At 36.2% G+C, this 22,726-nt stretch carries 16 protein-coding genes; 14 read left to right on the forward strand and 2 right to left on the reverse strand.

The features are described from left to right. From LNQ34_RS18965 to LNQ34_RS18980, 4 genes are all read left to right on the forward strand, one after another. The gene (locus tag LNQ34_RS18965) at nt 1-603 is read left to right on the forward strand and encodes a murein L,D-transpeptidase catalytic domain-containing protein (RefSeq protein WP_202701978.1); all 603 of its coding nucleotides are present in this window, start codon (nt 1-3) and stop codon (nt 601-603) included. Nucleotides 604-729: 126 nt separating this feature from the next. Continuing rightward, entirely contained in the window at nt 730-1,332 is a 603-nt protein-coding gene (locus LNQ34_RS18970; RefSeq protein WP_230000866.1) for a murein L,D-transpeptidase catalytic domain-containing protein, read from the forward strand. A gap of 46 nt (nt 1,333-1,378) precedes the next feature. Beyond that, nucleotides 1,379-2,071, forward strand: coding sequence for a (d)CMP kinase (gene cmk / locus LNQ34_RS18975; RefSeq protein WP_230000867.1), 693 nt, complete (start codon nt 1,379-1,381; stop codon nt 2,069-2,071). Between the two features lie 67 nt (nt 2,072-2,138). Beyond that, nucleotides 2,139-3,515, forward strand: a complete 1,377-nt coding sequence (locus tag LNQ34_RS18980) for a nucleoside permease (RefSeq protein WP_230000868.1) — start codon at nt 2,139-2,141, stop codon at nt 3,513-3,515. Between the two features lie 73 nt (nt 3,516-3,588). Here LNQ34_RS18980 and LNQ34_RS18985 read toward each other — a convergent pair whose 3' ends face one another. Further along, nucleotides 3,589-5,241 (reverse strand): hypothetical protein, encoded by a 1,653-nt coding sequence (locus LNQ34_RS18985; RefSeq protein WP_230000869.1) that lies wholly within the window; start codon nt 5,239-5,241, stop codon nt 3,589-3,591. Nucleotides 5,242-5,675: 434 nt separating this feature from the next. Between LNQ34_RS18985 and budA the strand changes: the two genes are divergently transcribed. The 4 genes from budA to LNQ34_RS19005 all read left to right on the forward strand — a co-directional run bounded on the left by budA (nt 5,676) and on the right by LNQ34_RS19005 (nt 9,614). Then, nucleotides 5,676-6,458, forward strand: a complete 783-nt coding sequence (gene budA / locus LNQ34_RS18990) for an acetolactate decarboxylase (RefSeq protein ID WP_230000870.1) — start codon at nt 5,676-5,678, stop codon at nt 6,456-6,458. Between the two features lie 35 nt (nt 6,459-6,493). Next, nucleotides 6,494-7,906 (forward strand): L-dopachrome tautomerase-related protein, encoded by a 1,413-nt coding sequence (locus LNQ34_RS18995; RefSeq protein ID WP_230000871.1) that lies wholly within the window; start codon nt 6,494-6,496, stop codon nt 7,904-7,906. Nucleotides 7,907-8,218: 312 nt separating this feature from the next. Continuing rightward, nucleotides 8,219-8,467, forward strand: coding sequence for a hypothetical protein (locus LNQ34_RS19000; protein ID WP_230000872.1), 249 nt, complete (start codon nt 8,219-8,221; stop codon nt 8,465-8,467). A 304-nt stretch (nt 8,468-8,771) separates the two neighbouring features. Continuing rightward, nucleotides 8,772-9,614: a helix-turn-helix domain-containing protein gene (locus tag LNQ34_RS19005; RefSeq protein ID WP_230000873.1), complete on the forward strand. Its 843-nt coding sequence runs from the start codon at nt 8,772-8,774 to the stop codon at nt 9,612-9,614. A 103-nt stretch (nt 9,615-9,717) separates the two neighbouring features. Here the strand turns inward: LNQ34_RS19005 and LNQ34_RS19010 are convergent, their stop codons facing one another. Further along, nucleotides 9,718-10,188 (reverse strand): Lrp/AsnC family transcriptional regulator, encoded by a 471-nt coding sequence (locus LNQ34_RS19010; protein ID WP_017497155.1) that lies wholly within the window; start codon nt 10,186-10,188, stop codon nt 9,718-9,720. A gap of 210 nt (nt 10,189-10,398) precedes the next feature. Between LNQ34_RS19010 and LNQ34_RS19015 the strand changes: the two genes are divergently transcribed. From LNQ34_RS19015 to LNQ34_RS19040, 6 genes are all read left to right on the forward strand, one after another. Continuing rightward, entirely contained in the window at nt 10,399-11,193 is a 795-nt protein-coding gene (locus tag LNQ34_RS19015) for a DUF1338 domain-containing protein (RefSeq protein WP_230000874.1), read from the forward strand. Between the two features lie 83 nt (nt 11,194-11,276). Then, entirely contained in the window at nt 11,277-12,830 is a 1,554-nt protein-coding gene (gene amaB / locus LNQ34_RS19020; RefSeq protein WP_230000875.1) for an L-piperidine-6-carboxylate dehydrogenase, read from the forward strand. Between the two features lie 155 nt (nt 12,831-12,985). Continuing rightward, nucleotides 12,986-16,117, forward strand: a complete 3,132-nt coding sequence (locus tag LNQ34_RS19025) for a SusC/RagA family TonB-linked outer membrane protein (protein WP_230000876.1) — start codon at nt 12,986-12,988, stop codon at nt 16,115-16,117. A gap of 24 nt (nt 16,118-16,141) precedes the next feature. Continuing rightward, nucleotides 16,142-17,641: a RagB/SusD family nutrient uptake outer membrane protein gene (locus LNQ34_RS19030; protein WP_230000877.1), complete on the forward strand. Its 1,500-nt coding sequence runs from the start codon at nt 16,142-16,144 to the stop codon at nt 17,639-17,641. A 509-nt stretch (nt 17,642-18,150) separates the two neighbouring features. Continuing rightward, nucleotides 18,151-20,157, forward strand: coding sequence for an MGH1-like glycoside hydrolase domain-containing protein (locus LNQ34_RS19035; RefSeq protein ID WP_230000878.1), 2,007 nt, complete (start codon nt 18,151-18,153; stop codon nt 20,155-20,157). Between the two features lie 298 nt (nt 20,158-20,455). Continuing rightward, nucleotides 20,456-22,591 (forward strand): beta-galactosidase, encoded by a 2,136-nt coding sequence (locus tag LNQ34_RS19040; protein WP_230000879.1) that lies wholly within the window; start codon nt 20,456-20,458, stop codon nt 22,589-22,591. Nucleotides 22,592-22,726 lie beyond the last annotated feature (135 nt).

Here is a 22,726-nt window from a genome sequence, read left to right on the forward strand (position 1 = left end):
ATGAAAATACTTAGTTTGTTTTTGTTTTTAACAGTAGGTGTTTTTACGGGTGCAAAACACTACTATAAAAAAGAAACCGCTATTTCCACTTTGGAAGTAGAGCGTATGAATCTTAGAGTAAACGAAATAAAAAACATGATGAGTATTGATTCTAAATACAATACCAAAATTGCTTTTTTCGTTGATATGAGCATACCATCAGGCAAAAATCGTTTTTTTGTTTACGATCTGGTAAACAGTAAAATTATCGATCAGGGGCTTGTAGCACATGGTTCAGGATCAGAAACGGGTGTAAAAGGGAATTTACGTTTCAGTAATACTCCTAATTCCAATTGCACTGCTTTAGGCCGATATGTGATTCAGAAATGTTATAAAGGAATCTTCGGAAAAGCCTATAAATTAAACGGTCTGGATGAAACCAATAATAATGCTTTAAAAAGAGCTATAGTGTTACATTATTACTCGGCAGTTCCTTATGAAGAACAAGACTATTACATCAGTAACAGCCATGGCTGTCCAATGGTGAATGAACAGTTCTTTAAAAGACTCGAAAAATATATAGATTGTTCTAAGTCAAATATCATTCTGGATGTTTATTATTAGAAAAACTTAGAATAAAATTTCAATACACTTAAATCTTATATTGCTGTTGTTTTTCCTTCAACAGCATTTTTTTTGCCTCGATTTTATCTGTTTTTCCAACTTAATTCATTGTTTTAGTATTGTAATATGAAGAAAATCTTTATTGGTTTATTGGTTTTACTTTTGATTTTCGCGGGATATAGAATCCTCAGGAAAGACCATACTGCATCTCCTTCAGTAGCAAGAACAATTGATATTATAAAAATAAATGAAGTCCGGAGCATTATAAAAAGCAATCCAAAATACAATGACAGATATGCTTTTTTTATAGATATGAAAATTCCTTCCGGTAAGAATCGCTTTTTTATATACGATCTAAAAAATAATAAAATTATTGATAAAGGTTTAGTAGCTCATGGTTTAGGATCTGAGACTAAAGTAAAAGGTAAACTAAAATTTAGTAATGTCCCTAATTCACTCAGTACTTCGTTGGGGAGATATGCTGTTGGCGGGCATTATAATGGAAAGTTTGGCAAGGCCTATAAATTATACGGATTAGATACTACAAATTCCAATGTATTTGATCGTGATATTGTTTTCCATTATTATTTTGATGTTCCGTATAAAGAGCAAAAAGGATATATTTGCAACAGCTATGGATGTCCGATGGTGAACAAAAAGTATTTTGAACGAGTGGCTAAAATAATTGATACTTCCGGATCCGATATTGTGATGAGTATTTATTATTAAGTCCGAACCAAAACAGTAAACAAGTTTAAATTAAAAAAATAAAAAATTGAAAAAAATTACCATTGCAATTGATGGATTCTCCTCTACAGGAAAGAGTACTTTGGCCAAACAATTAGCGAAAGAGTTAGAATATGTTTATGTAGATACCGGAGCAATGTACCGTGCCGTAACGTACTTTGCCATGCAAAATCAGCTTATTGCAGCCGATTTTTTTGATAAAGTAGCCCTTATAGCGGCTTTACCGAACATTCAGTTAGAATTTAAATTTAATGCCGATCTTGGTTTTGCCGAGATGTATCTTAATGGCGAAAATGTGGAGAAACAAATCAGAACCATCGAAGTTTCCAGTTTCGTTAGTAAAGTAGCAGAAGTTTCTGAAGTACGTTCCAAATTAGTGGAACAACAGCAGGAAATGGGAAAAAATAAAGGTATTGTAATGGACGGAAGAGACATTGGTACCGTAGTGTTTCCAAATGCTGAACTTAAAGTATTCATGACCGCCAGTGCCGAAACCCGTGCACAGAGACGTTTTGATGAATTACAGCAAAAAGGAGATAACGTTTCTTATGAAGACGTCCTGAAAAATGTAGTCGAGAGAGATTATATCGATACACATCGTGAAGATTCTCCTTTAATTATTGCCGATGATGCGATAGAAATAGATAATTCTTACTTAAACAGAGAAGAACAGTTTACAGCAGTGCTGGAATTAGTAACAGATGTTGTTAAAACAATTTAATTTTTTGTAGATATCATTTTTAATGGTAGTTTTACCGCTTCATTTATTTTAAAGACAATTTCATCATATGGGAATTAAAAACAGGTTGATTATAATGAGCTTTCTTCAATTTTTTGTTTGGGGAGCCTGGCTTATAACAATTGGAAATTATTGGTTTGGAACTAAAAACTGGGAAGGAACCCAGTTTGGTTTGGTCTTCGGAACCATGGGAATTGCTTCTTTATTCATGCCCACCTTAACCGGGATTATTGCGGACAGATGGATTAATGCAGAAAAACTGTATGGTGTCCTGCACATTTTATATGCAGTAGTTTTATTTACTATTGCACATATTACCACCCCAGATCATTTTATATACGTAATGTTTGCTGCAATGTGTTGCTACATGCCCACCATTGCTTTGAGTAACTCGATTTCGTATACTTCACTAAAATTGAACAATAAAAACATCGTAAAAGATTTCCCACCTATCCGTGTTTGGGGAACCGTTGGTTTTATTGCCGCAATGTGGATCACTAATTTAAGTGGAAGTAAAGCGACAGAATATCAGTTTTACATCGCCGGTGTAGGTGCATTAATTCTTGGAATTTATGCTTTTACATTACCAAAATGTGAGCCACAGCGCCTGACAAAAGAAGATGCTTCACTAGTTGAAACTTTAGGATTGGAAGCTTTTAAGTTGTTTGGAAACTACAAAATGGCTCTGTTCTTTGTATTCTCTATGTTTTTAGGCGGGGCTTTACAATTGACGAATGCTTATGGAGACGTATTTTTAGACGAATTCAAACATTTTCCTAAATATGCAGATTCTTTTGTAATCCAGTATTCGACTATCATCATGTCGATCTCTCAGGTTTCTGAAACATTATTTATTCTCGCAATTCCATTTTTCTTAAGACGTTTTGGAATCAAACAGGTAATGCTGATTAGTATGTTGGCCTGGGTACTGCGTTTCGGATTATTTGGTTTTGGAGATCCTGTAGGCGGTTTATGGATGATCATATTGTCATGTATTGTGTACGGAATGGCATTTGATTTCTTCAATATCTCAGGTTCTTTATTTGTTGAAAGCAATACAGATTCGAAAATACGTTCGTCTGCGCAAGGATTATTTATGATGATGACCAATGGTGTAGGAGCCGTTTTAGGAAGCTTAACTTCAGGTTGGGCTATTGATCGTTTCTTTACCAAATCATTTGCAAATACTACTGAGTTAGCTGGATTTTTGCAAACAGACAGTACAAATTCAATAATGTTGGAATTTGTAAAAAAGCAAGGTAATTCTGTTTCTACTGATGGAGTTTTTGCTAACCCTATATTAATGAAAGACTGGCAAACCATCTGGCTGTCATTTGCCGCTTATGCCTTAGTAATTGCAATTGCATTTGCGATTTTGTTTAAACACAAACACGACCCGAAAGAATTAGAGAATTTAAGTCATTAAAAATATAAGACACTGTCTGAGATCCCGTTTTCAATTGATGAAAACGGGATTTTTTTTGAAATAAGCCGCATCGTTAATTGACTTCGATGCGATTAAATTGAAACAGCTCATTTTTGGCGGATTTTGCTGTAATATAGTATTGTCCAACAGGCAAATCAATTTCAATTGTGTTGTTTTTTGGAGCTACTAAGATAGATTGAATCGGAATTAGTAAATCTGCATTTTTAGTCACATTATACTCTTCTAATAGGAAAACGTCAACCAATAGTGCTTCGTTTTTAAATTGTGAGAGCTTCTGGTCTTTCAGATTAACTTTTTTAAAAGTCTGATTAGGGTAAACAGACTGCAGGTTCGCTTCAAGATTATTGATTACAAAATAATCAGCACTTGATTTCATTAAAGTATCTTTTGCAAATACAGCTCTAGGAAGTAAAACTAGTTTTTCTTTTGTATCCATCATAACAGTTTCCTGATTGATGGTAATGGGATCTATGTTCGAGTATTCCTTTAAATAATTGGCCATAAGACGCTTTTTTCCTCCTTCTTCCAGATGACCATGACCTACATAAATGAAAATTTTTGCCTTTGGATCTTTTTCCAGTATTCTCATGATATTTTTAGCTTGACCTATTTCCCGGTCTACCTTCTGATCAGAATTTTCATGCCCCACTAAAGTAAATCCCATAGCATTTGCTTTTCTTACGAAATGACCGAAATAAGGGTCTTTAATATAAAATCCATTTCTAGCATTTGGAACGGGCGCTGTATTGGTACTATAGTTTGGAACAAAGGTCTCCATAGAAATTACAGTGAATCCTTTTTGTTTTAAAACATCCAAAAGATTTAGTGCAAACAACCGATGTTTGGGATAAAAATGATCCTCATTGAGTATAATAATCTGATTGCTGTTAGCGAGATCTGCAATTGCTGCGATTACAGATTCGTCTCTTTTGACCTCATTTTTTGTTAGAGAATTTAGAACAGTCTGATTAAAATCACTTTTATCGCTTTCATGTTCTTTAAGCAGTAAATTATATTCTTTATTATTGCCTATAAATGAATTGATTGTCAGGTATAAAGGGGGCTTTAACATTGTTTTTTTGGGATCTTTTATAGGTGCCTGCTTTATTTTTTCTCTTCCCTGCAGGTAGTTTTTATGAGATTCAGTGGTATAATAATTAAATAGCTGCATATAAGACAATTTATTCAAAGAGGTACTGTCCAGATGAACCCTTCGGATATTTTCGCTAGCCTTTTCCAAATGATTGGAATTACCAGACATTCGTGTAAGTGAAATGATTTTTTTTGCTCCCTTTTGTTTTTCAAAAATTATAATGCCATTGATACTATCATTTCGAACTAATTTTTCGTGAACAATAGTGTCAGTTGGTTTTTCAATCTTTTCAAAGAAATAATAGCTTTCTAAATTTTGATTCGTTTTATAACTAAGTATTGCCTTTGCGGCAGATATATCTTTATAATTCCCAATTTGCTTCCTTAGTGTACTTCTATTAATCTTAGAAAGATCTTTATAGCTCACATTTTCCGGTATGTCGATGGAAACATCCAGTAATGTATTGTAGAATAAATCGCCTTTGTTTTTATCGCCGGCAATATAATTGTGCTGTATAACATTTTGCTGGCCGGTTTTGCACCCAACCAATAGTAAAAAACAACTTGCGGAATAATAATATTTGTGAAATTTGATGGGAGTTAATTTTATCATAGTTTTAGAAGAATAGAATAACAAATGTAAGACAAATCGCCATTGTTTTTTCTCCGGCGGAAAATAAAAGCAGTTAACCGAACAATACTATTTTGAAATCTGACAGGAATTAATTTTATCATATTTTTTGAAGTATGAAACAACAAATATCATTGCTTTCTAAAGGTTTGCATGCCGCTTTATTATCGTAAATCTATACTATGTTAGCCCGTTAAGAGAATTAATTCTAATAGGCTTCTGATCTCGACTTTGTTTGACACGAAATGTTACAGCAACTATGAGATTAATGTAACTTAATGGTTAACAGGATTGTCTTTTTTAGTGGATGATAAAATTGTACAGGAAAAAAGCCGTGAAGTACAATTTGTCTTACTTTTTTATGAGATATCTTTGTTTGTGTAATGAGAGGAGAATGTCATCTAATAAATAAAAGTATGAGAAATAAAATCGCCGGATCTGCTGTTTTTTGTATTGCATTACTGAAATTTCTAACGTCAAATGCTCAAATTCATTCAGAGAAACCTGTTTTTCATTATTCCGTAATGGACGCGTTACGCAATGGTGCTTATACAGGAGAATTTACTATTGCCGAATTGAGAGAAAAGGGAAATTTCGGAATAGGGACTTACAATTATTTAGATGGCGAAATGATCGTACTTGAAGGTATTTGTTATCGGGTAGATGCTTCCGGAGCAGTTAGTATTGCTGAAACTAGTCTTCAGACACCATTTGCTTCTGTGGCATTCTTTAAATCCGATGTTGAGTTTGAACTCTCCAACATAAAAAACATCGAAGAACTTCAGAATGAGGTGATAAAAAGACTACCGTCTTCTAATAAACTTTATGCCATACGTATTGATTGTACATTTGAGATTATTACTGTAGGCAGTGCCAAACGTCTTGGTGAAAATGAAACTACCGGATTAGCCGAGCTAATGAAATCAAGACCTTTGTACTCAAAAGAAAATGTTTCAGGAACGATGGTCGGTTTTTACAATCCGCCTTATTTTTCAGCGATTGATTTGTCTCCGTTTCATTTTCATTTTATTTCAAAAGACCGTACTTATGGCGGACACGTGATGTCTGGTAAATTGACTGCAGCAACCATAAAAGTAAGTCTTGATCAAAAACCGGGCTGTGAGGTTATTTTGCCACAGCAGAACAGTGTCTTCAACAAACCGTGGACAAAAGAAAACAATGTTAAAAGCGCTTATTAAAAAGACCGCTTATTAAATTTTAAAAATCAAAAAACATGACAAAATTAAAATTAGCAATTTCTGCAATGATTTTGCTCGGTACTGCTATGGCAGCACAGCAGACGAAAGAAATCCAACATCTAAAATTTGATAATTTGGGATGGGAACAATTGGGGGATAAATTACATCGTAAATACGTGTATGGGGAGCAAGGGATGCTGGCGTTGTTTAAGATGGATAAAGGGGCCAAAGTACCACTCCATCAACATCCAAATGAGCAAACGACTTATATTACAAAGGGAAGCGTAAAAGTGACCATGCAAGGTAAAGAGTACATAGTTAACACCGGAGAAGTATTGATTATTCCGGGCAATATACCGCATGAATTTGAATGTCTGGAAGACGGAACATTAGACATTGATTTTTTTGCTCCTCCACGCAAAGACTGGATTGAGGGAACTGCCAGTTATTTCGGGAATTCAAACACAACAGCAGCAGCTCTCGAAGTAGTTGCCGCCATGGATATACGCCCGGGTGACGTTGCTGTATCAGCCGAGGGTCGTGTTTTTGCAACCATTCATCCGTTAGGAAGTCAGAAGATGCAATTGGTAGAAATTGTAAACGGAAAAGCGATTCCTTACCCATCTGAAGCTTATCAGAAATATGACACAAAAGCAACCGATGCAAAATTTGATGCGATGTTAGGATTAATCTTTGATAAAAACAATCAGTTATGGGTTACCGATATGGGGCTCGAATTAGGTAAATCCAGACTTTGGGCCTTTGACATCAGTAAGAATAAGGTAGTTCAAAAAATTGAATTGCCTCAAACTGTTGCGCCTAAAGGTACATTCACGCAGGATGTTGCCATTGATGAAAAAAATGGTTTTGCTTACTTAGCCGATATTGCCAACCCAGGTATTATTGTTCTGAATCTGAAAACAAAAAAAACACGTCGATTTAGCGGACATACTTCTTTACAGGCAGAAGACAAAGACATGATTATTGACGGGAAAGTGATCTATTTTGGCAGAAAACCGGCGCGTGTAGCTATTGACCCGATTACACTTTCAAATGACAGGGAAACAATCTTTTTTGGAGCTATGAACGGAACTTCCTGGTATAGTGTACCGGCTAGATTATTCAGAGAAGGAAAAAGTGATGCTGAAATTAGTAAGGCAATAAGAAAAGCAGGTAACAAACCTTTTAGTGACGGTGCTTTGACAGATGAATATGGAAATCATTATTTTACGAATCTGCAAGAACACTCCATAACAAAACTGGACATTTCAGGTCAATTGACTACGGTCGTACAGGATGCTCAAAAAATGCAATGGCCGGACAATGTTTATAAAGGACCTGATGGTTGGATGTACATTTCAGTCAATCAGCTCAATAGTTCGCCAGCTTTTACAGGTGCGGACGATCAGGGAAAACCTCCTTATTATATTTATCGTTTCAAACTATAAATCAATCTTTTATATTTGGTATGATAACAATAGTGCTTGTATCCGATTGATTTTACCGAATATTATCATTTTGCAACCGATTATTGCGTAAGTGATAACGCATTTTTAAAACGTGTCGTCAAATAGTACGAATAGACTTAGTTTTGAACAAACAGTATCACCCTTTTATAGATTCTGTTGATGTTCATAAAGTAAAAGTTAATCTTTAATAATAAGCAATAAAAAAATAGTCAGTGTAGTAATGCTATTTTGCGTTCTTGCGGCAAATGCTCAAGATAAAGGGAAAAAAAGTGAAACTAGAGTAGGGTAAACATGGCTTTTGGTATAAGTGGAGTCAAATACAAGAATACGAAGTCTGCCACATTTGGAATGTTTGAAGTAGCTTACCGTTACAACATTAGGGAAAAATTTAAGGCAGGAGGTGATTTGAGTTACCTTAGAACCGAAGATAAATTTGAAAAAAGCAAACGTTTGGAGCCTTCGTGGAGTTGGGTTTTGGATATAAAGGAATTGCTACGGCAGGGCTTAATTATAAATTTTAAAGAAAGATTTAACAAGTAGACTAACTAGAACCAATTATTAAAATTTAACCATTTTTAAGAGGGGAGAAATCTCCTCTTTTTTTTGTCATTACGCTGGATTTTTGATAGCAACTAGCTCACAGGAATACTTAGACCAATGTGTTAAATTAATAAGATTCTTATTCGAATTAAATGATGCTTGAAGATAAAGGTGTTGATATTCAGGGTTATGTGTTTTTTTTAACTTAGAGTATATTCCACATTTACACTAAAAGTTATCAATTATTCCACAGTTGATGCACTTATTGAAATCGGCATTTGAGTCCCATAAGACCACCCTATATTTGTACTCAGAAAGCAAGTTTTATCAACTAACAGCTCCTTTAAGAATTAAACAACAGGCAAGCCATGATGATTTGTATATCATAAACTTTGATCTTAGCGAAGAGTTCAACTGGATTCAGATTCGTGATATTAGTTATAAAATAGGTTCTTTAGCGAATTTAGGACTCTTTGTTTGGAAGAATAGCATAGAAAATATTTATGAACATGCAGCCGGAAAGAGGATATTTACAATGCGTTTAATCGTGGATCAGAAGTTACTTCGTCCTATCTATATTCATAAACTAAACGATAAACTAGCTTTAAAAAGCAACGATAAATTTGACAGCAAAGAACTTTGCTTTCACGATCTTATTGACAGCAATAGCAGAATACTGATTGATTCGATAAAGCATAAGGATGTTTTAAATCAATTTTCAAGTTTCTATCTCAAAGGAGTCGCTTTAAAATTACTGGGAAACTTTATTCAGCGGTATTCAGATACCGTTTTACCTTCATGCAGAATAAAAAAAACAGACCTGGCCGGCATAGAGATTTCTAAAAAGTATTTACTGCAAAATTTAAAAAATAAATTCCCCGGAATTGGAGAGTTGTCAAAAGTTGCCAATATGTCGACCAGTAAATACAAAAGACTCTTTAAAGAAATTGAAGGTGTAACACCAAATGATTTTTTTAAGAGAGAAAAAATTATTTTGGCGCACCAATTATTGTGTAGCGGATCTTATGATTCTATTGTTCGGTTGGCCTATGATCTTAATTTCACCAGAGCAGATTATTTTTCAAAGAAATATTTTAAAGTTTTTGGAAGAAATCCTTCTAAAGATTTGATTGAAAAAAGTATATAAATACTTTTAAAACACATGCTGTTTTCTAAAATTAAGTTTTAGGAAACAGCTTTTCTAATTTAAACCGGGATAACTGTAAACCTTTAGCTGCTAATATAAATGGTTATACCGGCAGGTTTTTCTCAAATGCTGATCCAAATGAAAAGAACGAATCGGTGCTTCCTACACCTTCAATTTGATGGATTTGCTCGTACAAAATTTTGCGGAGCTCTTCATTATTAACGGCCACAATTTTTATAAACAAGGCATACTTTCCCGAAACCCAATGGCACTCTACAACTTCCGGAATTTCTTTTAATTTTTCGGCAATAGAATAGGAAAATCGTGCTTCTTTAGTCACAATTCCTGTATAGGTAGTGGTTTCAAAACCAATTTCTTTAGGATTTAATTTTACCGAAAAACCGGTAATAATTCCCGATTCCTGTAATTTTCTAACTCTTAAATGTACCAATGAATTGGATATGTTTAATTCTTTGGCAAGATCTGAAAAAGAGATTCTTCCATTTTCACTTAGTTTATGTATGATTTCACGGTCTAAATAGTCAGTATTTTCATTCTTCTTGATACTTGGCATGGTTGGGCGTAGTTTAGAGATTTCTATTATTTTGACAATTCTTAAGTTAAAAATGATTTTATAAGTGTCAAAATTACAAAAAAAAGGATATGAAATGTCGGATTTTAAATAAACGTAAAAGTAAGGTGTTATAATAACACTTTTATATATAAATTTGTGTGATAATCACACTATTTTAACAAAACGGAAATGGATAAAAATCAATTACTTATGAAATTATGGGAGCAATATGCCAATATTACCCCATCTGCAAGAAGAATACATGAATTACTGGAAGAAAGAGGAGAAGAGATAAAAAATGACCATATAGCGATTCGTACTTTTAATGATAAACGTGTAAATATTGAGGTTTTGGAAAAAGCTTTCCTGAATGTTGGTTATGAAGCAAAAGGAGAATATAATTTTGAGAGCAAAAAACTTTTTGCCAAACATTATGAGCACGCTACTGATAAGGATGCACCAAGAATTTTTATTTCGGAGCTGGAATTAGAAAAATGTTCCTCTGAGTTACAGGACACGGTACAAAATATCCTGAACAGTTGTGATCAGAACTTGTTTAACGATCCTGAATTAGTTTTAAGCGGATCTGTATGGAAAGGGAATTCGCAGGCCATCTATAAATCTTTATTAGAGGAATCGGAGTATGCAGCCTGGATGTATGTTTACGGTTTCAGAGCGAATCACTTTACGATTAGTACCAATGCATTAAAAGGATTTAACACCCTAGAAGAGCTTAATACTTTTCTGGAAAACAACGGATGGAAACTGAATGCTTCCGGTGGAAAAATCAAAGGAACACCGGAGCAATTATTAGAGCAATCCAGTACACTTGCTGATTTGTATGTAGTTGATTTTGAAGAGGGTGTTTTAGAAATTCCATCTTGTTATTATGAGTTTGCCCTTCGTTACCCAATGGCGAATGGCGAATTGTATCAGGGATTTGTAGCATCGTCTGCCGATAAAATATTTGAAAGTACAGATGTAAAGCTGCAGGAGGTTAAATAATCACAGGAATTAAGTATAGTTATCGTTATCATAATCAGTTTTTTATAATTTAAAGCTGAACAACCTATTTTAAAAAAGTCATAATGGCAGTAACAGAATTACAATTCGGAATAAAGGAAGCTTTAAGCCAATTGGGAATAAAAGAAGTTAATGAGGGAACTTCAACCGGATTGAATCATTTTTCGGGAGGAGAAATTCTGGAGAGTTATTCTCCGGTTGACGGACAATTGATCGCAAAAGTTAAAACATCAACTGCTGCTGATTATGAAAAAGTGATGGAGGCAGCAACAGCTGCTTTCAAACAGTTCAGACTGATGCCGGCACCACAGCGTGGAGAAATTGTACGTCAGTTTGGGGAGAAGTTGCGTGTGCATAAAGAGGCATTAGGAAAATTGGTTTCTTACGAGATGGGAAAATCTTTGCAGGAAGGTTATGGTGAAGTGCAGGAAATGATAGATATCTGCGATTTTGCAGTTGGACTTTCCCGTCAGCTTCACGGATTAACAATGCATTCAGAACGTCCAGGACATCGTATGTACGAACAGTATCATTCTTTGGGGGTAGTTGGAATTATTTCGGCTTTTAACTTTCCGGTGGCTGTTTGGGCGTGGAATACAGCCCTGGCATGGATTTGTGGAGATGTTTGCGTTTGGAAACCATCAGAGAAAACGCCTATTTGTGCCATAGCTTGTCAGAATATTATAAGTGAGGTCATCAAAGAGAATAATTTACCGGAAGGTATTTCAGGTTTGATCAATGGCGACTATACCATTGGAGAGTTACTGACAAAAGATATACGTGTTCCTTTGATTTCGGCTACTGGTTCAACCCGCATGGGAAAAATTGTAGCGCAGGTAGTTGCAGGACGTTTAGGAAAATCATTATTGGAGCTGGGAGGAAATAATGCGATCATTGTAACTCCGGATGCTGATATTAAAATGACGGTTATTGGTGCTGTTTTTGGAGCCGTTGGAACTGCGGGACAAAGATGTACGTCGACACGCCGTTTAATTATTCACGAAAGTATATTCGACAAAGTAAAAGATGCAATAGTTGCTGCCTACAAGCAATTACGCATCGGAAATCCGTTGGACGAAAAGAATCATGTTGGTCCGTTGATCGATACTCAGGCAGTTGAAATGTATCAGCAGGCGCTACGAAAAGTGGTAGCCGAAGGAGGAAAAATTCTGGTTGAAGGTGGTGTACTTTCAGGTGCGGGATACGAAAGCGGCTGTTACGTAAAACCAGCTATCGCAGAGGCTGATAACTCATTTGAAATCGTACAGCACGAAACTTTTGCTCCGGTTTTATATTTATTAAAATACTCAGGGACTGTCGAGAATGCGATCGCCATTCAAAATGGTGTAGCACAAGGCTTATCCTCAGCAATCATGACTAATAATTTAAGAGAAGCCGAATTATTTTTATCGGTTACCGGCTCTGACTGCGGTATTGCGAATGTTAACATCGGTACTTCCGGTGCTGAAATTGGCGGTGCTTTTGGCGGAGAAAAAGAAACAGGCGGTGGGAGAGAATCCGGCTCCGATGCCTGGAAAGTGTACATGCGCAGACAAACCAATACCATTAATTATACCACTAGTCTGCCATTGGCACAAGGAATAAAGTTTGACTTATAAAATAAACGAATACCAGCAGTTTTTCTAAAAGTCAAATTAAAGAGAATACCGCACTTTATAAGGCAGTTTTGTAATCGAATGTCTTATAAAGTGCTTGCCTACAAATAAAAAAACTAAAAAAAGCGAAATTTTAATTAACCAAAACCATTACCAAAATGAAAAAACTACTCATTAGGAAGTTCTATTTTCTTCCTTTATTGTTATGCTTGTGGTTGCCAAACATCAATTTTGCGCAAGCAAATCAAGCACAAAAGACCATTTCCGGAAAAGTTACTGATGATAAGAACAATACGCTGCCGGGTGTGAGTATTTCTATTAAAGACTCTAAATACAATGCAGCAACAGATATTGACGGAAATTATACTTTGGTGTATTCATCAAGTCTTGTGAATCCGGTTATCGTTTTCTCTTATATGGGATTTATAGAGAAAAGTGAGGCTGTAAACAATCGTGGTGAACTTAATATTACCATGCAGGAAGAAACCAATAAACTGAATGAAGTAGTCGTTATTGGTTATGGTTCTCAGAAGAAAAGCAACGTTACGGGAGCTATTTCTACTGTTAAAAAAGAAAGTTTAGAAACCAGAGCGACAACAAGCCCTTCTGAGGCACTTCAGGGCTTAGTTGCGGGAGTAAACGTGCAGAAAAGCGGAGGTGTAGCAGGTGCTTCGGTAAGCGTAAAAATCCGTGGGGTAAATACCTTTGGAGCTACAGAACCACTTTATATTATTGACGGATTCCAGGGAGATATTAATACGATAAATCCAACCAATATCGAATCGATGGAGGTATTGAAAGATGGTGCTGCGGCTGCAATTTACGGATCTGTTGCTGCAAATGGTGTGATTATCGTAACCACTAAAAACGGACAAAAAGAAGGTGTAAAAATAGATTTCAGCTCTTTTTTAAGTATCACCAATCCGTCGAAAACATTAGATTTATTGGATGCTGACGGATATCGTACGGTTCATAAAAGAATGTACGATGAGTATAACAAGTATGTGACTTCACCAAAAGCGCTTCCGGCTTATATCACGGCTCCATCTGATGTTAATACAGACTGGCAGGATGAAGTTTTCCGTTCCGGATTTACACAAAACTACGGTTTAGGAGTTCAAGGAAGACAAGGTGATTTTAAATTTGCTTTATACGGAAACTTTGTAAAGCAAAAAGGAATTATTATCGACAATCAATTTGGTTCTCAAACAGGAAGTGCAAGGGTAAGTTTCAAAAAATCTATTTTTGATATTGATGGAAAAATGGCTTATATCGGAACCCAAAATGCATTGCCTAACTTTCAGTTGAAAGAAGTTTATACAATGTCTCCGTTAGTTCCGGTTTATGATGATAATGAGCAATACGGTTATGGATTGACTAATAAGAATGGTTTGCCGGCCGGAACGAATCCGGTTGCCGAAGAGCATTTCAGAAAAAGTAATAATGTAGGGCAGGATATTACAGCTAATATTGCTGCAACGGCTAATATAGCACCTTGGTTCAAATATAAATTGGCCTATTCTTACCGTGTGAAAAACAACCAGCAAACCGCTCATTTTCCTCCATTTATTGCTAATCCAAAAGAGGTACATCTTTATCCCTTGCAATCGGAGTTGAGAACAACCTGGAGTGAGCAGATATTAGATAACATTATTACTATCGATAAAACTTTCGGAAAACATGTTTTTGGTTTAATGCTGGGTAATACTTTTAACAGTCAGGCATCCAACTGGAATCAGGTAAGTGTTGAAGGAAAAACAACTGATTATACTGTAGAAAATGGACAGTTGGTTTCTATCGACCGTCCGTCAGGATTTCTTGATCCTGGTTTTGAAACTATCGGAGCCGGAAGAGGAGGGACTTACACTGCAGACGGTTCAAAGTTTCAATACAATCGTGTTTCTTTCTTCGGAAGGTTAAACTATTCGTATAATGATCGTTATTTATTGCAAATGACCGTTAGAAGAGACGGTTCTTCTAAGTTTGGTGCAGACAGCCGTTGGGGAACTTTCCCGTCTATCGCCTTAGGATGGAAAATCGAGCAGGAAGATTTTTTCCCGAAAGATATTTTTATCTCTACTTTAAAACTACGTGCGAGCTGGGGACAATTGGGTAACGAAGCTGCTTTAGGATACTATTCTGCTAATACTTTAATTAACACAGGAAATTCTTTAGGTTCAGGTTATGTACAGGGAGTTGGAAGTAATCCCTGGCCGGGAAGTATTGCGCTAGCATTAGAAAATAGAAATTTACAGTGGGAAACTACAGATTCTAAAAACATTGGTATTGATTATACTCTTTTGAAAGGAAAAATCAGCGGTTCGATGAACTACTATCACAATGTGACGGACAATTTATTAATTACAAAAAAACTGGCTCCATCTGCCGGAGTTGATGATCCGATTCTTAACGTAGGTAAGATTAGCAACAGCGGTTTTGAATTTGAAGTAAATTACCGTGATCAGGTTGATGAATTTAAATACAATGCAGGTTTGAATTTTACAACTCTTAAAAATAAAGTAGTAGCCTTAGCAAATGAGGGACAAACTATTTATGGAGAAGGATTAAAATTCAATGCCGAACATTTTCCAACTCAGGCACGTGTAGGAAGTCCAATCAGTGGATTCTATTTGTACAAAACAGATGGTATTTTTCAATCGGTTGAAGAGGTAAATGCTCACAATAAAAATGGTGTTTTATTACAGCCAAATGCAAAGCCGGGTGATATTCGTTTTAAAGATATAAACGGAGACGGAGTTATTGACGACAACGATAAAGCTTATTCAGGAACAGGATTGCCAAAAGTAGAAGTGAACCTTACTTTGGGAGCCAGCTACAAAGGATTTGATTTTTCAGCATTGATTGGAAGTGGCTGGGGGAATAAATTGTACAACGGAAACCGTTATTTTTACGAGTCTATGAGTTCAGGAACTAACATGTTAGCTTCAACATTAAATTCATGGACACCGGATAACCGTAGTGATATTCCAAGAGCAGTATTACAGGACCCTAACGGAAACAGTCGTGAGTCAGATCGTTTTCTGGAAAGTGGAAATTTTATAAGAATGCGTCAATTGCAGTTTGGATATACGATACCAAGCAAAATGTTAGGCAAAGCCAAAATAGACAAGCTTAGAATTTATATCAGTGCAGAGAATTTATTTACGATCACCAATTATTCAGGTATTGATCCTGAGTTTTCACGTAGTTCTGTACTTAACACTGGTATTGATCGTTTTGTGTATCCATTTACAAGATCGTTTGTAACGGGTATTCAGTATATATTTTAATTCTATTTTATAAAAGACATCATCATGAAAAAGATATTTTTATTATTTTCCACTATAGGTTTGCTGACTATAACAAGCTGTAGTGATTATCTGGAGCAGCAATCTCCGGACCAATTGACCTCAGAGAATTTCTGGAGAAATAAAGCCGATGCCGAATCTGCTTTAGCGGCAACTTACGGACAGCTTGAATGTGCTACTAACGAATGGACTTTTGCGGAAATAAAATGGCCGGTAGAAGCCTATCGTGAAGACATCAACGAATTGGGAAGCGATGCTTTGAACTATCAAAACTGGGTTGAACTTTCAACTTTTACATATACGAACGGGAATAGTCAGTTCACCAGTTATTGGAAAATTAATTACAGAGGAATCAGTAATGCCAATCAGGTGATTGATAAATTACCAAAGGTCCCGGCTTCTGCCATAACAGATGCTGACCGTAAACAAATTGAGGCGGAAGCTCGTTTCTTACGTGCTTATTACCACATGAAATTGCTTTTGAACTGGGATAAAATTTATGTTAGAGATAAATACGTAACTAAAGAAAGTGATTTAAATATTCCACTATCAACAAGACCGGAGGCCTGGGATTTTATTACAAAAGAATTTAAAGCAGTAGCAGACATACTTCCTGCGAAGCAAACTTCGGATAAAACAGGACGCGCAACAAGCGGAGCAGCCAACAGCTACCTTGGGTTTGCTTATTTAACCAGAGCTTATGAGGAAACAGCTCAAAAGCAAGCTTTTTTAAACGAAGCGCTTACAGCATTGAATAAAGTTCAGGGGTATGAGTTAGTGAAGGATTATGTATCGATGTTTGACGGTACCACAAAAAACAGTAAAGAGTCTATTTTTGAATTGCAATTTTCTGAAACTACGGCTAACGGTGCTTTTTATCGTAATGCGCTTCATTATTGGATGGCAGCGGGAGAACTTGGCGGATGGGATGAAATTTTACCAAGCCCTATGTTGGTAAACGAATTCAAAAAAGAAGGGAAAATTGCGACGACAGGAAATTATGATACGCGTTTGTACAGTACTATTTTCTTTAAAGATCCTTATTTTAATGATGCCAATAATCCTTTGGTATTAGGCACTACTTATGATGAAAAGTTTGAAGGGAAAGACAAACCGGTATACCGCAGATACATTCCAAATACTCAGGAAAAAATGAATCAGGAGTTTACGGCAATCAACATTCCTTTGATGCGATATGCGAATGTATTGTTGATGCAGGCTGAGGCACTGAATGAGTTAGGACGTACCGGAGAAGCTATTCCGTATATCAATAAAGTTCGTGAAAGAGCTGATATGCCAGCGATGACCGGAACAACTGCTACCGCTGTTAAAGCTCAGATTGAACACGAAAGAATCATAGAATTTCCATTAGAAAACTACCGTTTTTATGATTTACGTCGTTGGGGAAAAACGAAAGCAGCACTTGATGCAGTAGGACGTAGCGGTTTTGATGCAGCAAAAAACAATTTTTACCCAATTCCATTAACGGAATTACAGACAAATTAATTCTTTAGCAGAAAGAGTTGAATTCCTAAAAAATGTTTTCAATAAAGATTTTAATCCTGCAAGATCTTTTTCAGATCTTGTAGGTTTAATTTTTATAGCTACAAGCCTCACATACTAAAAGGATTAGATTGAAAGATTAAAGAAAACCTGCAAAATCTGCGAGAGAAAATTCAGCACAAAACAACTAAGCGGTTGTTGAAATAAAGCCACAGATTAAAGGATTAAAAGAGAAAAGAAAATCTGCCAAATCTGCGAGAAAACATTCAGCACAAAGCAACTAAGCAGTTGCCGAAATAAAGCCACAGATTAAAGGATTAGAAAGATTAAAGAAAATCCTTAATCTCCAAAATCTGCGAGAGTACATTAAACATAAAGATTAAAAAGGTACTGTAATAAAGCCACAGATTAAAGGATTAAAGAAATCCACTAAATCTAACGCAAAGCACTTAAGTTAATGAAAAATTTACTACATTATCTAACTAAAAAACACACCACAAAAACAAAATAACATGAACAAAAAGGAAATACTTTTTATTCTTGCATCCTTTTTTATAGTACAATCCGGTTGGACACAAAAAAGCTATCCAAACTTAGAATCGGCTAAAAACAGTCTGAACTATAAAGGAAACCCAACAAATGCAACAGATCGAAAATCACTGGCGTTTTCAGATAAAGGGGCCTGGTTTGGGTTTGGATTTTTAGAACCATCCGTAGTGCAGGCCGGATTTTCAGGACCTTTTTTAATGACAGAACAAAATGGTGTCTGGTTAAGTTCTTCGTTTGTTTCTTTACAGCTTACGGATGAAAACAAAAAAGAAGCCATTCAATGGAAAAATACGCTGGTGAACCAATGCAGCTATAACAGCCATTTGGAACAGGAGTTTAAAAACGAAAAGTTAACGGTAAAACAGCAGTTGGTTTATTTATCCGGTCATTCGGCTTTACAAAAGACGAGTATTACCAACACATCAGGAAAAACAGTAACCCTTTTTCCGTCCTACCATTCAACACTTTTTTTAAATGATTTAAAGCTTTCAAAAGAAGGTAAAACTTTAAAAATTGTTTCTTCTAAAAGCACAGCAACGGGGTACATTCAGTTTTTGAATAGTACTCCCGAAATTGAAATTACGAATCAGGGCTATAAAGCTCAAACCGGGAAATTGGTTTTAAAACCAAATGAAACTAAAGAAATAGTGGTTTCTCAAACCTTTATTTTTTCTCAGTATTCCTGGAAAACAGAAAATGAAAGCATTGCTAAAACGGCATTCAATACCTTACTAAACAACACACAAAAAGAAAAAGAAAATCAACTGACACAATTAATTGCCAGAAAGAAAAATATTTACAAAGAGGCAGTTTACTCTAATTTGATTGCTAAACTGCTATTGACTTTACAAAACAATACCCGAATTGCTGCCGAGGGTTTGAAACATCGCGGACTTTTCCCAAGCTATAATTACGAATGGTTTCATGGTTTCTGGGCCTGGGACAGCTGGAAACACGCCGTTGCGGTTGCCAATTATAATTCAGAACTGGCAAAAGATCAGATGCGTGCTTTATTTGATTATCAGGAACCAAACGGATTTATTCCGGACTGTATTTACAGAAACAATCTTCTCGAAGAAAACAATTACCGAAATACTAAAGCGCCGCTTGCAGCCTGGGCCATCTGGAAGATTTATGAAAAATCAAAAGACGTTACTTTCATAAAAGAGTTTTATCCAAAGTTGAAATTATATCACAATTGGTGGTACAAAGACCGCGATCACGATCAGGATGGTTTGTGTGAATTTGGTTCTACAGATGGAACTGTGATTGCTGCCAAATGGGAAAGCGGAATGGACAATGCGGTTCGTTTTGACGACAGTAAGATTTTGAAAAACGGTGAGAAAGCCTTTTCGTTAGATCAGGAAAGTGTAGATTTAAATTCCTTTTTATATGCCGAGAAAAATTATTTGAAGAAGATGGCAGAAGTTTTAAAACTAGCGGAAGAAGCTAAAAAATGGAAGGAAGAAAGTTCCATTTTGAAAGTTAAAATTCAAAATCAGTTTTGGGATGCTGCTACAGGTTGGTTTTACGACACGACTATCGATGGTAAAACCTTGATAAAAGCAATGGGCTGTGAAGGATATTTGCCTGTTTGGGCAGAGGTCGCTACCGCTGAGCAAGCTCAGTTAGCCAAACAAAACATGTTTGATACGGCCAGTCTGAACACATTTGTTCCTTTACCGACACTGGCAGCCAATCATCCGAAGTTCAAACCGGATAATGGGTATTGGAGAGGACCGGTCTGGCTTGATCAAAGTTATTTTGGTATAAACGGACTGGAAAAGTATGGCTATGTGAAAGAAGCAAACGAACTGGCTCATAAATTAATTTACAATGCCGAAGGAGTTTTGGACAAAGGAACTTCTATCAGAGAAAATTATCAACCTATTACAGGAAAAGGATTGGAAGCGTACAACTTTAGCTGGTCGGCTTCTCATTATTTAATGCTGCTTTTAGAAGATAAATAGACAAGGTAGTTGCGTAAGATTGCTAATCTCAAATCAATTAACTAAGGACAATTTGATTTAATTATGAGATTTTAGAATGAAGATTAACGATTGCAGATTTCTGATTTGGTATTGGTAAATAGTACTATTTTCTATTTTTCTAAATTTACACATCTGAAATCAAAAATCGTTAATCAAATACCAGCAATTGTTTTAACTATTTTATTAACTTAATCACATTGCTCGTAAGGGGAGGCTATATTTAAGCCCGCAGTAGGAATTAACTATCTAAATTTGATTAACACCAATAGTACAGATTATGTTCAACCACAACAGATCACTTACCAAAATAGTTGCAACGGCTTTGCTTATTGCGGGCTGTAATACAACGACCGTTTATTCTCAAAGTAAAAAAACGGCAGCGACAGAAAAGAGAGACCCACAGCGTTTTTTCTCAAAACCAGATTTGATGCAGATCGGTGTTTATTATTATCCGGAGCAATGGCCAAGGGAGCAATGGGAACGCGATTTAAAAAACATCAAAAAACTGGGATTTGAGTTTACACATTTTGCCGAATTTGCCTGGACGTATATGGAACCGGAAGAAGGCAAGTATGACTTTAAATGGCTCGATGACGCTTTGGCAATTGCCGAAAAAGAAGGTTTAAAAGTGATTCTTTGCACACCAACACCAACTCCGCCGGCATGGATGGGGGAAAAGTACCCTGAAATTTATCTCGTAGATGCAAGCGGACGTCGCAGAGAGCATGGAAACAGAGCCAATCAATCGGTTTCAAATGAAAAATACAGAGCATTTGTCGAAAAGATAGTGACTGAACTTGGAAAAAGATACGGGAAGAATAAAAATATTATGGGCTGGCAAGTGGATAACGAGCCGGGAGCTCCGGATGATTTTAGTCCATCTGCACAAAAAGGATTTCAAAAATGGTTAAAGGCAAAATACGGTACAATCGAAAAATTGAATGCCGAGTGGCTGGGCAGTTTTTGGAGTATTCGCTATAACAACTTCGAACAGATTGCCATTCCAAATGCTGAGATTTATTTTGAAGACAAATTGAGCCCGCATGCCATATTGGATTTCAAAAGATTCACGGCAGATTCACAAGCCGAATATTTGAATTTACAAGCAGAAACACTTCGAAAATATGTTGATCCAAAACAATGGATTACGACCAATTATACGAATGTAGTTTATGGTGCAGACCCAAGAAGAACCGATAAGATGGATTTTGCCACCTACACTATGTATCCGGTGAGCGGGAGAAATCAATTAGGTGGTCAGAATTTTAGAATGGGACATCCGAATAAAATATCAGAAGCCAATGATTATTACAGATCGATCAATGGGGTGACTGGGGTTATGGAAATGCAGCCGGGACAAGTGAACTGGGCGAGTATTAATCCACAATTACTTCCGGGAACTGTTCATATGTGGATCTCACAAGCTTTTGGAGGAGGCTGTTCTTTCACCTGCACCTATCGATACAGACATCCACTGGGGAGCAGTGAAATGTACCATGACGGAATTGTAGGTACCGATGGTGTAACCTTGACTACAGGAGGAAAAGAGTTTGTACAGTCGATCGAAGATATGAAACTGCTTCGAAAAGAGTACAATCCGAAAGCGGTACTTCCGGCTGATCTTGCCAAAAGAAAAACAGGATTTTTATGGAGTCATGAGAATCTGTGGGATTTGGAAAACCAAAAACAAACGGAGTTCTGGAGTACGTGGAGACATCGAAATACCTATACTTCAGCAGTAAAATCGACTGGAGCACCAATGGATTTTATTACAGAAGAAGATGATTTTTCTGCTTATCCGTTTATCGTGGCACCGGCTTATCAGCTGATCGATCAGAAATTGGTTGACAAATGGACGAAATATGTAGAAAATGGTGGTAACCTGATTTTGTCCTGCCGTACCGGTCAGAAAGATAAAAACGGACATTTCTTTGAGGCTAAATGGAGTGGACCAATCGTTCCGTTAATTGGTGCTGATGTAGATTTTTTTGATATGCTTGTAGCAGATGTAAATGGAACCATAAGTTCTGGAAACAATACCTATAAATGGAATACCTGGGCAGATGTTTTAAGTCCGAAACCGGGAACAGAAGTTTTAGCAACGTATGCCGATCAGTTTTATAAGGGAAAAGCGGCAGCAATTACCAGAAAACAAGGAAAAGGAACGGTTACTTATATAGGAGCAGAAAGTAAAGACGGTGACTTGGAAAGACAAGTAGTGAGATCGGTTTACGAACGTTCTAAAGTTACTATCGAAGATTTGCCAAAAGGTGTATATTTAGAATGGAGAGACGGGTTTTATACAGGAGTAAATTATACCAATGAGCCTATACAGTTAGCAATTCCTGAGGGAAGCAAAATTTTGGTAGGACAAAATCCTTTACAACCGGCTCAGGCGATTATTTGGAAATAAAATTTAGACACGAATTTCACGAATGAGCACGAATTTTTTAAGTGGCATGCGTACAATAGTTCGTGAATTACTTCGTCCGTTCGCTATCGCTCGGGTCGTGGCGAAAAAGGTTTGTCAGATTGGGTAAACAAACAA

It is taken from the genome of Flavobacterium lipolyticum (assembly GCF_020905335.1).
GTDB classification, from domain to species: domain Bacteria; phylum Bacteroidota; class Bacteroidia; order Flavobacteriales; family Flavobacteriaceae; genus Flavobacterium; species Flavobacterium lipolyticum.